The sequence below is a fragment of the Streptomyces sp. NPDC055239 genome, from assembly GCF_053606205.1.
The window spans coordinates 261,428-273,934 of record NZ_JBSGRD010000011.1; the positions used below are offsets into that span (position 1 = coordinate 261,428).

The 12,507-nt window shown below is 71.3% G+C and carries 11 protein-coding genes; 8 read left to right on the plus strand and 3 right to left on the minus strand.

Features of this window, described 5'->3' with window-relative positions; all coding sequences use genetic code 11:
- Positions 1 to 35 precede the first annotated feature (35 nt).
- The 8 genes from ACWFRJ_RS31240 to ACWFRJ_RS31275 all read left to right on the plus strand — a co-directional run bounded on the left by ACWFRJ_RS31240 (position 36) and on the right by ACWFRJ_RS31275 (position 9,460).
- Positions 36 to 1,055, plus strand: a complete 1,020-nt coding sequence (locus tag ACWFRJ_RS31240; protein WP_453538611.1) for a FecCD family ABC transporter permease — start codon at positions 36 to 38, stop codon at positions 1,053 to 1,055.
- Between the two features lie 2 nt (positions 1,056 to 1,057).
- Positions 1,058 to 2,155: a FecCD family ABC transporter permease gene (locus ACWFRJ_RS31245; RefSeq protein ID WP_453538304.1), complete on the plus strand. Its 1,098-nt coding sequence runs from the start codon at positions 1,058 to 1,060 to the stop codon at positions 2,153 to 2,155.
- Between the two features lie 34 nt (positions 2,156 to 2,189).
- Positions 2,190 to 3,029 (plus strand): ABC transporter ATP-binding protein, encoded by an 840-nt coding sequence (locus ACWFRJ_RS31250; RefSeq protein ID WP_453538614.1) that lies wholly within the window; start codon positions 2,190 to 2,192, stop codon positions 3,027 to 3,029.
- Positions 3,030 to 3,091: 62 nt separating this feature from the next.
- The gene (locus ACWFRJ_RS31255) at positions 3,092 to 4,786 is read left to right on the plus strand and encodes an ABC transporter ATP-binding protein (protein WP_453538307.1); all 1,695 of its coding nucleotides are present in this window, start codon (positions 3,092 to 3,094) and stop codon (positions 4,784 to 4,786) included.
- Positions 4,787 to 4,806: 20 nt separating this feature from the next.
- Complete coding sequence (locus ACWFRJ_RS31260; protein WP_453538616.1) at positions 4,807 to 6,648, plus strand: ABC transporter ATP-binding protein; 1,842 nt, start codon at positions 4,807 to 4,809, stop codon at positions 6,646 to 6,648.
- The gene (locus tag ACWFRJ_RS31265; protein ID WP_453538310.1) at positions 6,648 to 7,733 is read left to right on the plus strand and encodes an iron-siderophore ABC transporter substrate-binding protein; all 1,086 of its coding nucleotides are present in this window, start codon (positions 6,648 to 6,650) and stop codon (positions 7,731 to 7,733) included. Before ACWFRJ_RS31260 ends, ACWFRJ_RS31265 begins: the two co-directional genes overlap by 1 nt.
- Before the next feature lie 15 nt (positions 7,734 to 7,748).
- Complete coding sequence (locus tag ACWFRJ_RS31270) at positions 7,749 to 8,285, plus strand: NUDIX hydrolase family protein (protein ID WP_453538313.1); 537 nt, start codon at positions 7,749 to 7,751, stop codon at positions 8,283 to 8,285.
- Between the two features lie 110 nt (positions 8,286 to 8,395).
- Positions 8,396 to 9,460 carry a YncE family protein gene (locus ACWFRJ_RS31275; RefSeq protein ID WP_453538316.1) on the plus strand — a complete coding sequence of 355 codons (1,065 nt, stop codon included), beginning with the start codon at positions 8,396 to 8,398 and terminating at the stop codon, positions 9,458 to 9,460.
- 22 nt (positions 9,461 to 9,482) lie between these two features.
- On the opposite strand, the gene ACWFRJ_RS31280 is transcribed toward ACWFRJ_RS31275, so the two are convergent.
- The 3 genes from ACWFRJ_RS31280 to ACWFRJ_RS31290 all read right to left on the minus strand — a co-directional run bounded on the left by ACWFRJ_RS31280 (position 9,483) and on the right by ACWFRJ_RS31290 (position 12,431).
- Complete coding sequence (locus ACWFRJ_RS31280) at positions 9,483 to 10,772, minus strand: YhgE/Pip domain-containing protein (RefSeq protein WP_453538319.1); 1,290 nt, start codon at positions 10,770 to 10,772, stop codon at positions 9,483 to 9,485.
- A 94-nt stretch (positions 10,773 to 10,866) separates the two neighbouring features.
- The gene (locus ACWFRJ_RS31285; RefSeq protein WP_453538619.1) at positions 10,867 to 11,553 is read right to left on the minus strand and encodes an esterase/lipase family protein; all 687 of its coding nucleotides are present in this window, start codon (positions 11,551 to 11,553) and stop codon (positions 10,867 to 10,869) included.
- 131 nt (positions 11,554 to 11,684) lie between these two features.
- The gene (locus ACWFRJ_RS31290) at positions 11,685 to 12,431 is read right to left on the minus strand and encodes a FadR/GntR family transcriptional regulator (RefSeq protein ID WP_453538322.1); all 747 of its coding nucleotides are present in this window, start codon (positions 12,429 to 12,431) and stop codon (positions 11,685 to 11,687) included.
- Positions 12,432 to 12,507 lie beyond the last annotated feature (76 nt).

Sequence of the window (12,507 nt, forward strand, 5' to 3'; positions counted from 1 at the left end):
CAAGGGAGTTGGCTGTTGGAGACCGCTAGGTGACACTGAGCAAAAGGGCCCGACCCGCCCTTCTCGTGACGCTGCTCTGCGCCCTCCTCGCCGTGCTCTGCGTCCTGTCGATCGCCCTCGGCGCGGCCAGCATTCCGCCGGACCAGGTCGTGCGGGCGCTGTTCGGCCATGCGCCGAGCCGACTCGTGGAGAACATCGTCTGGTCCGCACGCGTGCCCCGCACCACGCTCGGCATCGCGGCGGGCGCGGCCCTCGGCCTCTCCGGTGCGCTCATGCAGGCCCTGACGCGCAATCCGCTCGCGGACCCGGGCATCCTCGGCGTCAGCGCCGGTGCGTCCCTCGCCATCGTGCTCGCCGTCGGGGTGCTCGGCGTCGGCTCGTTCCACGGGTACGTCTGGTTCGCCTTCGCGGGCGCTCTCGTGGCGAGCGTCGTGGTCTACCTCCTCGGCAGACTCGGGCGCTCCGGCCTGACACCGGTCAAACTGGCGCTCGCCGGTGTCGCGGTGACCTCGCTGCTCTCCTCCCTCACCAGCGCGATCGCGCTCACCGACCCCGACGCGCTCGACCGCTACCGGTTCTTCTCGGCAGGGTCGATGGCCGACCAGGACGGCGCCACGGTCCTGCGGATCCTGCCCTTCGTCGCCGTGGGCGCGGCCCTCGCCCTGGCGTGCGCACCGGCCCTCAACAGCCTGGCCCTGGGCGACGACGTGGCGGCCTCGCTCGGGCGGCGGCTCGGCCTGATCCGGCTCCAGGGCGTCGCGGCGGTCACGCTGCTCACCGGTGCGGCGGTCGCGGTGATCGGTCCTGTCGTCTTCATCGGGCTCGTCGTCCCGCATGTCGCCCGCGTCCTCGCCCAGTTGGCCGGGATCGGCCCGGACCACCGCTGGCTGCTTCCGCTTTCGGCGGTGCTCGCGCCGTGCCTGCTGCTCGCCGCCGACATCGTCGGACGGGTCGTCGCGCGGCCCACCGAGATACAGGCAGGTGTCGTCGTCGCTTTCATCGGCGGCCCGTTCTTCATCGCCATGGTCCGCCGCCGCCAGCTGTCGGAGGTGTGAGGATGGGCAGTTCGAAAGCCGCGCCAGAATCCTCTTTTCGCTCGCCCGACTCCTCTCTGCGCTCCTACCGGACCTACCGGCTGACCCTGCCGCCCGTTTCCGGGATCCTCCGTCCCCGGCTCGTGGCGTTGAGCGCGGGCCTCGCCGTCGCGGGCTTCCTGCTGTTCTGCTGGGGCCTCTCGATGGGCGACTATCCGATCGGCCTCGCCGATGTCGTACGCGCGCTGGTGGGCTCCGGCGACCCGGGGACCGTACTCGTGGTCGAGGAACTGCGGCTGCCCCGCGCCCTGGTCGGCCTGTTCGCCGGGATCGCCTTCGGTGTCTCCGGCGCGCTGTTCCAGACCATGACCCGCAATCCGCTTGCAAGTCCCGACATGATCGGCCTGACGCAGGGCGCGGGCACCGCCGTCGTCGCGGGGATCGTCCTCGGCTGGGACGGCGGCCTCGGCACCCAGACCCTCGGCCTGCTCGGCGCCCTTGTCACGGCGCTGGTCGTGTACGCACTCGCCTGGCGACGCGGCGCCACCGGCTACCGCATCATCCTGGTCGGCATCGGAGTGGCCTGGATCTGCACCAGCGCGACCGACTACCTCGTGGCCAAGGGCGGCCGGTTCCAGGCGCAGGCCGCCCTCGGATGGCTGGTCGGCAACCTCAACGGCCGTACGTGGGCCCAGGTCGGGCCCCTCGCGATCGCGCTCGCGGTGCTTTTGCCCACGGCGCTGCTGCTCGGGCGGCTGCTGCGCACCCTGCAACTCGGTGACGACGTGGCCACCGGGCTCGGCACCCGCGTACAGCCGGTGCGCCTCGCCGTCCTGCTCACCGGGGTCGGGCTCGTCGCCTTCGCCACCGCGTCCGCCGGACCCGTGGCCTTCGTGGCGCTCGCCGCCCCGCAGATCACCCAGCGCCTCGCCCGCACCGCGTGGCCGCCCACGCTCGCCTCGGGTCTGGCCGGGGCGGTGATGGTCCTCGGCAGTGACCTCATCGCCCGCACACTCGTCCCCGGCACGGAACTGCCGGTCGGAATCGTCACCGGCGTGCTCGGCGCGCCGATCCTGCTCTGGCTGCTCGCCCGCGCCAACCGCGCGGGCTCAGGAGGTTGATCCCATGTCGGCTGACTCTCTGTCGACCGGCCCCATGTCGACCGACCCCGCGCCGCCCGGCCCCGCGCCGGCCGCCGAGGTGGACCTGCGCGCCAGTGATCTGCGCCTGTCCTACGGCAACAGGATCGTGGTGGACGGCCTCGACCTGTCCGTCCCGCCGGGCCGGATCACGGCCATCGTCGGCGCCAACGCCTGCGGCAAGTCCACCCTCCTTCGCGCCCTGGCCCGGCTGCTCGCGCCCCGTGACGGCGCCGTCCATCTGGACGGCCGCGCGCTGCACTCCATACCGAGCCGCGAGCTGGCCCAGCGCCTCGGCATCCTGCCGCAGAGCCCGGTCGCCCCGGAGGGCCTCACCGTCATCGATCTGGTCAACCGCGGCCGCTCACCGCACCAGACCTGGTGGCGGCAGTGGTCGAAGTCCGACGAGCGCGCCGTCCACGAGGCGCTGGCCGCGACCGGCATGACCGATCTCGCGGACCGTCCCGTCGACGAACTCTCCGGCGGGCAGCGCCAACGCGCCTGGATCGCCATGGCGGTCGCCCAGGGCACCCCCGTACTGCTCCTGGACGAGCCGACGACGTATCTCGACCTGGCGCACCAGATCGACGTGCTCGACCTGATCACCGACCTCAACCGCCGCGAGAACCGCACCGTCGTGATGGTGCTGCACGACCTCAATCAGGCCTGCCGCTACGCCGACCACGTCGTCGCCATGAAAGCGGGGCGGATCGTGGCGGAAGGCGCCCCGGCCGAGGTCATCACCGCCGACATCGTGCGGGACGTCTTCGAGCTGCGGTGCCGCATCACCCCGGACCCGGTCAGCGGCACCCCGCTCGTCATTCCCATGGGGCGGCACCACGGGGAACTAACTTAGGGTACCCTCACCTAGATTTTCGTTGCCCAGATCTTCATTGTCCGGCCCTGGAGAGGTGGCGGGTGAGTTCTTCAAGTCCGTCGGGGCGGGACGTCCTGAGAGAGTCCGTACGGGGGCAGCGGCGCGACGTCGCCCGCGGCGCGGTGCTCGGTTCCGGCCATCAGATAGGCGAGGCGCTTGTCCCCGTCCTGATCGGTGTCGCGATCGACCAGGCCGTCACCGACTCCGACACCGGCGCCCTGCTGATCTGTCTCGGCGTCCTCGCCGTGGGCTATGTGGCGCTCGCACTGAGCTTCCGGTTCGGCGCCATGGCCGGTGAGCGGGCCGCCGCCCAGGCCGAGCACACCTTGCGCATCTCTCTCGTACGACGCGTACTCGATCCCGGCGGCGGGGCCGAGGACGGCAGGCTGCCGGGAGCGCTCGCCAACATCGCGACCGAGGACGCCAAGCGTGTCGGCGCCGTCAACATGGCCCTGATGGCCGGGATCTCGGCACTGACGGGCATCCTCACCTGTGCCGTCGTCCTGCTGCGCATGTCGCTGATGCTCGGCCTCGTCGTCCTGCTCGGCACACCGGTGCTTCTCTGGCTCGGGCATCTGTTGAGCAAGCCCCTGGAGAGCCGCAGCGAGGCCGAGCAGGAGCGCGCGGCGCACGCGTCGGCCATCGCCGCCGACCTCGTGACGGGCCTGCGGATACTCAAGGGCATCGGCGGTGAGTCGGCGGCCATCGCCCGCTACCGCACCACGAGCCGCGACTCCCTCGGGGCCACCCTGAAGGCCGCACGCGCGCAGGCCTTCCAGAGCGGTGTGGTCCTCGCGCTCACCGGGTGCCTGATCGCCGCCGTCGCCCTGGTGGGCGGCAGGCTGGCCGCCCAGGGCAGCATCAGTCTGGGCGAGTTGGTGTCGGCGGTCGGGCTCGCGCTCTTCCTCCTCGGCCCCCTGGAGGTGCTCGCCTGGGTCAACGCCGAGCTCGCCCAGGGCCGGGCGTCGGCCGGCCGGATCGCGGAGGTCGTCGCCACCCCGCCCACCATCACCGCCGGAGACCGCAGCCTGCCCCAGCCGGTACGCGGCGCGGTCCGGCTCGACGGCGTACGGCACGGCGGCCTTCGCGGAGTGGACCTGGACGTCGCGCCCGGCGAACTGCTCGGCGTGGTCGCGACCGACCCCGCGCACGCCACCGATCTGCTGCGCTGCCTGGCCCGGCAGACCGATCCCGACACCGGGACCGTGGAGCTGGACGGCATACCGCTGCGGGACCTCGACCCGGCCGAGCTGCGCACGGCGATGCTGGTCGCCGCGCACGACGCCGACCTCTTCGAAGGAACCGTCCGCGAGAACGTCACGGCCGCCTCGCCCGACGCCACCGACCCGGAAGCGGCCATGGCGGCCGCCGGAGTGGCACAGGTCGCCCAGACACTGCCGGACGGCGAGCACACATCGGTCGGTGAGCGCGGCCACTCGCTCTCCGGCGGGCAGCGTCAACGCGTCGCCCTGGCAAGGGCGTTGGCCGCCGAACGGCCCGTCCTGGTCGTGCACGATCCGACCACCGCGGTCGACGCCGTGACCGAGGCACGCATCGCCGCCGGTCTCCGCGAGATCCGCAAGGGGCGCACCACGGTCCTGGTGACCACGAGCCCCGCACTGCTCTCGGTCACCGACCGAGTAGTACTTCTGGACGAAGGCCGGGTCACCGACACGGCTCCGCACGCCGACCTGATCCAGCGTCATGAGGCCTATCGCACGGCGGTGTTGGCATGAACGAGCACGGTGGCGCCGACATGAGCGAGACCTCGTCCGAGCAGCATCCGGAAACCCGCGAGCTGCTCCCCACCGCCACCGCGCCCCGCACCCGCGCCGCGGTCCGCGACCTTGTGCGCCCGCACCGCGGCCTGGCGTTCGGCGGCTTCGCGGTGATGATCGCGGCGACCGGCATAGGCCTGCTCGTCCAGCCGATCCTGGGCCGCATCGTGGACCTGGTCGCCGATCGGCACCCGCCGGGACACCTCACGCTCCCGGTCGTCCTGCTGATCCTGGTCGCCCTCGCGCACGGCGGAACCACCGCGCTCGGCCTCTCGCTCGTCTCCCGGCTCGGCGAGACCGTGCTGGCGCAGCTGCGCGAACGGTTCGTGGAGAAGGCCCTGCGGCTGCCTCTCGAGCAGGTGGAGAAGGCCGGGGCGGGAGACCTCACCGCCCGGGTGACCCGGGACGTCTCGGTGGTCGGCGACGCGGTGCGCGACGCCCTGCCCGAGCTGGCCCGTTCCCTGCTCGCCATCGTCCTGACGCTGGCCGCGATGGCGGCGCTCGACTGGCGCTTCTTCCTCGCGGCCCTCCTCGCGGTGCCCGTCCAGGCGTCCACCGCCCGCTGGTACGTGCGGCACGCCGTCCCCCTCTACGCCCAGCAGCGCATCGCCACCGGAGCACAGCAGCAACAGTTGCTCGACACCATCGCAGGGGCGGGCACGGTGCGGGGCTTTCGCATCGAGAAGGAGCACACCGAGCGGGTGACCCGGCGTTCGTCGACCGCGGTCCGGCTGAAGATGCGCGGCATACGCCTGGTCCTCGACTTCTACAACCGCCTGCACGTCGCCGAGTACACCGGCCTCGCCGCGGTGCTCGTCACCGGCTTCCTCCTCGTCCGCGCGGACTCCGTGTCCATCGGCACCGCGACCGCCGCCGCGCTCTACTTCCACAGCCTGTTCGCGCCGGTCAACTCCGCACTCGTACTCCTGGACGACGCGCAGTCGGCGACCGCTTCGCTCGCCCGGCTCGTCGGGGTCGCCGACGAGCCGACACCTGAACCCACGCAGGCGCGGGAGAAGCCGGTCGATGCGGCACCGGACGGCACCGTCACCGTGACCGGCATCGACCACGCGTACATACCCGGCAGGACCGTCCTGCAGAACGTGGACCTCACGCTCCGGGCCGGGGAGCGGGTGGCCCTCGTCGGCCCGAGCGGTGCGGGCAAGACCACCCTCGCCAAGCTCATCGCGGGGGTGCACAGGCCCACCTCGGGCTCGGTGCACCTGAGCGGCACCCGGGCCCGGGGCGAGGGCCTTCCGGTGGCCCTGGTCACCCAGGAGACGCACGTGTTCGCCGGGCCGCTCGCGGACGATCTGCGCCTGGCCCGTGCCGACGCCACCGACGACGAGCTGCGTACGGCGCTGACCGATGTCGACGCGCTCGACTGGGTCGAAGCCCTGCCCGACGCTCTGGACACCGTGGTGGGCGACGGAGGCCACCGCCTCACCTCCGCCCAGGTCCAGCAACTGGCCCTGGCCCGCCTGATCCTCGCCGATCCGCCGGTGGCCGTGCTCGACGAGGCGACGGCCGAGGCCGGGAGCACAGGGGCGCGCCTCCTGGAGAAGGCCGCGGGCCGGGCGATCGAGGGGCGCACCGCGCTCGTCGTCGCGCACCGCCTCACCCAGGCCGCGACCGCGGACCGGATCGTCGTCATGGAGGGCGGCCGGATCGTGGAGAGCGGCACCCACGACGAACTGCGCGAAGGATCCGGGCCCTACGCCTCCCTCTGGCAGGCGTGGTCCGGCACCCGTACCGCGACCGACAGGCCCCCCACGCACCAGGCAGGACCCGACACCACCACCGTGAAGGACGACGACTGATGCCCGGCTCTCCCAGACGCGCTCCCGGCCGCACCCGCCTCGCCACCGCACTCGCCGCCGCACTCCTCCTGTTCGCCGCCACGGCCTGCGGCTCCGGCGACGACTCCGACACCGGCACCGGCACCGGCTCGGACGAGGCCGCGTCCAAGAACGGCGCCTTCCCGGTGAGCATCGCGCACAAGTACGGCAGCACCACCGTCAAGGCCGAGCCCCAGCGGATCGTCACGGTCGGCCTCACCGACCAGGACGCCGTACTCGCCCTGGGCAAGGTGCCCGTCGGCACCACCGAGTGGCTCGGCGGATACAAGGGCGCCGTCGGCCCCTGGGCCACCGACGCTCTCGGCGGCGCCAAGGCGCCGACCGTCCTGAAGGACACCGGCACAGGCCCGCAGACGGAGAAGATCGCCGCGCTCCGCCCTGACCTGATCCTCGCCGTCTACGGAGGTCTGACCAAGGAGCAGTACGCGACCCTGTCGAAGTTCGCCCCGGTGGTGGCCCAGCCGAAGGAGTACAACGACTTCGGAGTCCCGTGGCAGCAGCAGACCGAGACCATCGGCAAGGCGCTCGGGCAGGAGGCCAAGGCCAAGAAGCTGGTGACGGGTGTCGAGGCCGACTTCAAGAACGCGACCAAGGAGAACCCGGAGTTCGCCGGGTCGAGCGCCGTGATGGCCACCCCGTACGAGGGAATCTTCGCCTTCGGCAGCCAGGACCCCCGCTCCCGGGTCCTCACCGGTCTCGGCTTCACTCTGCCGAGCGATCTGGACAAGGTCATCGGTGACGAGTTCGGCGCCAACATCAGCAAGGAGCGCACCGATCTGCTCGACACCGACGCGATCGTGTGGATCGCCTCCGACCCGGCGAAGGACGAGGCCAAGCTCGGCAAGAACGCCCTCTACGCCGACCTTGACGTGGCCAAGGAGGACCGCGAGGTCTATGTCGCGGAGTCGAGCGACTACGGCAACTCCGTCTCTTTCGTGACGGTGCTGAGCCTGCCGTACATGCTGGAACGCCTGGTTCCGCAACTCGCGTCGGCCGTCGACGGCGACACCGCGACGAAAGTGGAGCAGCACGCCGGGAGCCAGTGAACGTATGATCAGCCGATGTCTGACACGACCGAAACCACGCCCGGCTGGCTGACCTCCGACGAGCTCGAGGACGCTCGTGCGCGCATGCCGATCCTGTACGTCGAGGCGGTGCCGGTGCGCGTCGACGACAGCGGCGAAGTCACCAGCATCGGCCTGCTGTTGGGAATGGGGCGGGACGGGGCGGTGAGCCGCTCCCTCGTCTCGGGCCGGGTCCTGCACCACGAGCGGGTCCGGGACGCCCTTCTGCGCCACCTGGAGAAGGACCTCGGCCCGGTGGCGCTCCCCCGCGTCCCGGCCTCCCTACAGCCCTTCACCGTCGCCGAGTACTTCCCGACGCACGGCATCACTCCGTTCCACGACCCGCGCCAGCACGCGGTGTCCCTCGCCTACATCGTCCCGGTGGCCGGCGACTGCCGCCCCCGGCAGGACGCTCTCGACCTGGTCTGGCTGAGTCCGCAGGAGGCCTCGTCGGAGGGGGTCCAGAACGAGATGCCGGGCGGTCACGGCCTCCTCCTCAAGCAGGCCCTCGCGCACGCCGGTTGCCTGTCCTGAGCACCGGCTGCCTCACCAGGCGGGAGAATGACGGATTAGGTAAGGCTCAGCTAAGTTGATCGGCGAGTGCCTCCCTCCGGAGGCACCTCTGCCAAGGAGATCGACGCAGCATGAGCTCAACCACCCGCCGGGCCCGCCGTTCCCGTTCCTTCGCGATCGCCGTGTCGCTCGCCGCGGGAAGCGCCCTGGTGTCGACCGGCACCGCGGGCGCCGACACGGCGAGGACCGGCTCGCCCACCGTGACGGCGCCGCTCAGGCAGGGCCTGTACCAGTCCGCGTACTCCGAGCGGAACAACGCGCTCTGGGTCACGTCCTCCGTCGGCCAGCCGCCCGCCACCGTCACCGACTCGCGGCTGCTGAGAGTCGATCCGGACACGCTGAAGGTGGAGAAGGCCTACAGGACGCCGGTCACGGACGCAGTCACCGGCGCCGTCGAGTCCGTCTACGGTGTCGCCGTCGACGACGAGCACAACACCGTCTGGACGACGAACACCCGCGACAACTCCGTCGCCGTGTACAGCCAGCGCACCGGCAAGCGCCTCGCCACGCTGCCCGGTGTGAACCACTCCCGCGAGATAGTCGTCGACGAGCGGCGCGACACGGTGTGGGCGAGCGCCTTCGCCGACGGCGCCCTCGTCGCTTTCGACTCCGCCACCTTCAAGGAGAAGAAGCGCGTCACGGTCCCCGGAACCGGACCGACGGGCCTCACCCTGAACAAGCGGACGGGCGCGGTGTACGCCGCCGACTACCACGGCGCCCAGATCATCGAGGTCTCCCCCGGCGCCGGGAGCCCGCGTCTCATCCCGGCCGGTGAGGGGCCGCTCTCGATCGCCCTCTCCAAGAACGGCCGTACCGCCTACACCGCTGACCAGACCTCGGGCACCGTCACGGTCGTCGACCTGCGCAAGGGTGCGGTCACGCGGTCCGTGGCCACCGGCGGCGGCACCAAGTCCGTCGCCGTCGACCGGCGTTCGGGCCACGTACTCGCCGTCAACCGCACGACCGCCACCGTCACGGTCGTCGACCCGCGCAAGGGAGCCGTCGTGAGGTCCGTGGCCACCGGCGCGAACCCCAACCACGTGCAGGTGACCGAAGGACACGCGTACGTGGTCGACAAGTCGGCATCCGGGCCCGCGGGCGAAGACCTGCTCACCCGCGTACGTCTCGGCCGCTGACGGCTCAGCCGCTGACGCGCGTTCAGGGCGAGGGCTGCGGAGTCATCCGGTGCAGCCCCTTGCGGTCGTAGTAGCGGGTCATCGCGAACCCGAAGGCCACGGCCACCAGGCTCCCGACCGCGATCATGATCCAGGCACGCCCGAGTCCGGCGTCGGCGCGGGCGTCGAAGAAGAGGATGGCGCGGACGCCTCCGCTGAGCTGGCGCATGGGCTCGAAGATGCCGAGGAAGCGGTAGAAGCCCGGGACCGCCTCCAGCGGGATGGTGGCGCCGGAGGAGGGCAGGCCAAGGACGATGAAGACGAACATGGAGACGAGCTGGCCGATCCCGCCGAAGGCCGCGTTGATGGCCTGGACCCCCAGGCCGACGGCGAGGCTCGCGCAGTAGGAGAAGATCCAGAGCAGCGGCAGGTGGGTGGCGTCCATGCCCAGGATCGTGATGGTGGCCAGCATGACCAAGGTGGTGGTCAGGACCGTGATCCCCGCGGTCATGGCCATCTTCAGGAGCAGCGTCTGGGTGCGGCTGATCGGCACGGTCGGGCGACGGGTGTGCCAGGGGCCGATCTCACTGTCGGCGTAGCCGAGGGCGGTGTCGACGCCCATGCCGATGAGGTTGGCGCCGAGGAACCCGGCCAGGACGAGCAGCAGGGTGTAGTAGAACGCGCTGAGGCCCAGGCCGCTGTTCTCGCCGATGGGGTGGCCGACCTGGGTGGTGACGGCGACGGGGTCGGACAGGAGCAGGCCCGCGGTGGCACCGGCCTTCTTGTCGGCGCCCGCTGCCTTCAGCTCCTTGCCGATGGCCTGCGACGACTGCTGTGCGGCCGCCGTGGTGATCTTGCTCGCCAGTGAGGACCCGAGGCTGCCCATACCGGGGTTGGTCAGGACCGTCATCGTCGGCCGCACCTTCGCGCCCGTGGTGGTGAGCGCGGCGACCGAGTCGCTGAAGTTCGCGGGGATGACCAGGGCGCCGTAGATCTTGCCGGAATCCAGCTCGTCCTGCGCCTCGGCCCGCGTCAGCTCACGCCAGTCGGCCTTGTCGCTCGACGTGTCGGACATGACGGTCCGGGCGACCTGCGTTCCCAGGTTCTGCTTCTGGCCGGGCGGGGGCTCTCCCTGGTCCGCGTTGACGAGGGCGAGGGGCAGGTCGCGCAGGTCGCGGTTCGGGCTGATGATGCCGCCCATGTAGAGCAGGGAGAGCAGCAGGGCGAGCAGCCCGGTCAGCACGGTGGGCACCAGCCACAGCTTGGGACGGCGCAGGAGCACGGAGGCGCGGGCGCCGGTGCCGGTGTGCCGGGGAGCGTTGTCGTCATCCATGGTGCCCAGCTTCGGGGCCGCGTGCGACGCCCGGCACGAACAACACGTTCAGAAGCGGAGGAACAGGCAAATGAGACCTGTTTCCGTCACCCGCCTATCCGCCGACGAAGTCCCGCACCCCCTGTGACACCCCGTCGTCCCCCAGCAGGTCGTTGTGCTTCAGGCACCCCGCCGCGTTGTTCGCCGCCCCGTCGAGGGGCACGCTGTCGTCCGGGTTGATGACCTCGTCGCAGCGGGACCACCAGGTCGCGTAGGCGACGCCTCCGGGTGTCTCGTCGCCCTCCGCGAGCCCGTCCTGTACGTACGAACCCGGTGTCATGTCACGGCACGCCTGCGACCAGGCGGCGCAGGCCCAGGCGGTGGCGGTGCCGTGGTTGGGTCCCGCGAGGGAGGCCCAGTGGGCGACCGTCCCTGTGCCGCCGCCGTACTTGACGTACCAGCGGGTGACGAGGCTGCCGAAGGAGTGGGCGACGATGTCCACCTTGGCGGCGCCCGACTCTGCGCGCACCTGCTCGACGTACGCGGCGAACCTGTCGGAGAGTACCTCGTTCACCGACTGGCTGGTGTCGTACCCCCAGGAGAACAGTTCGGCGTCCGTGTATCCGGACGCCTTGAAGTCGTCGCGCAGGGAACCCCACACACCCGGGTCGGCGTTGTAGCCATGGACGAAGATCACCGGAGTGCGGGCGGCCGTCGGCGCCTCCTCCGCCTGAGCCGTGGTCAGCGGCGTCAGCAGGGCGGCGGCGGCCGCGATGGTCAACGGTACGGAAGATCGGCGCAGCACAGGTTCCCCCTCGGGCCGACGGACGTGACGCGTGACGCGTGAGCGCTGCCGAGAATGGTGAGGTCTGCGACGGCGGATGAACAGCCCTGTGAGGCCTTGAAGTTACCGCGGGTATCAGGTGTCGGGTTTTACGCCTCGGTGTGGTCCGGAGCACTGTGGTCCGGAGCGCTCGCCTCGTCGTCCGGGTTCCAGTCGAGCAGCCGCACCTTCGCGACCGTCCGGACATGCCTGCGCATCGCGGCCGCCGCCGCCCGGCCCCGTCCTGCCTCGATCGCGTCGAGGATCGCGTGGTGCTGGGCGAGGGAACGGGCGGGGCGCCGCACCTGGCGCAGCGACTCGTTGCGACTCTCGGCGATCTGCTCGGCGATGGAGTTCATGAACTCGGCGAGCAGCACGCTGTGCGCGGCCGCGGTCACGGCCGCGTGGAAGAGCCGGTCGCCCTCGACGCCGCGCTCGCCCGCCTCGATCTCTCGCGCCATCGTGTCCAGGGCGCCCCGCATCGCCCGCAGGTCCTCGTCCGTACGCCGCTCGGCTGCCAGTTCGGCGAGCTTGGTCTCCAGGGCCTCGCGTGCCTCGAGGACGTCGGGCAGCCGCCGCTTGCGCTCCACGAGCCGCTCGACGGGCTCGGCGTCCAGGCTGTCCTTGACCAGATAGGTGCCGCCACCGTGCCGTACCTCGACCAGACCCTGCACTTCGAGTACGACGATGGCCTGCTTGACGGAGGCGCGGGACACGCCAAGGCGCTGGGCCAATTCGCGCTCGGGAGGCAGCCGGTCGCCGGAGCGCAGGCCGCCTTCGCCGACGTAGGCACGGAGCCGGTCGAGCACCTGCTCGTACAGTCTCGTCCTGCCCATGGGGCGCAGCGCGTCAGACATCCCAAGCCCCCATCATCCCAACCCCCCATTTCGGTCCCCATGCCGAATTTCGGTCCCCTGCCGATGGATTCGCAGC

Bases quoted from the DNA above. Each gene is read 5' to 3' on its own strand.
- ACWFRJ_RS31260 (WP_453538616.1), top strand. From the start codon at position 4,807: ATGAGCGAGACCTCGTCCGAGCAGCATCCGGAAACCCGCGAGCTGCTC.
- ACWFRJ_RS31275 (WP_453538316.1), top strand. From the start codon at position 8,396: ATGAGCTCAACCACCCGCCGGGCCCGCCGTTCCCGTTCCTTCGCGATC.
- ACWFRJ_RS31290 (WP_453538322.1), bottom strand. From the start codon at position 12,431: ATGTCTGACGCGCTGCGCCCCATGGGCAGGACGAGACTGTACGAGCAG.
- ACWFRJ_RS31280 (WP_453538319.1), bottom strand. From the start codon at position 10,772: ATGGATGACGACAACGCTCCCCGGCACACCGGCACCGGCGCCCGCGCC.
- ACWFRJ_RS31270 (WP_453538313.1), top strand. From the start codon at position 7,749: ATGTCTGACACGACCGAAACCACGCCCGGCTGGCTGACCTCCGACGAG.
- ACWFRJ_RS31245 (WP_453538304.1), top strand. From the start codon at position 1,058: ATGGGCAGTTCGAAAGCCGCGCCAGAATCCTCTTTTCGCTCGCCCGAC.
- ACWFRJ_RS31265 (WP_453538310.1), top strand. From the start codon at position 6,648: ATGCCCGGCTCTCCCAGACGCGCTCCCGGCCGCACCCGCCTCGCCACC.
- ACWFRJ_RS31250 (WP_453538614.1), top strand. From the start codon at position 2,190: ATGTCGACCGACCCCGCGCCGCCCGGCCCCGCGCCGGCCGCCGAGGTG.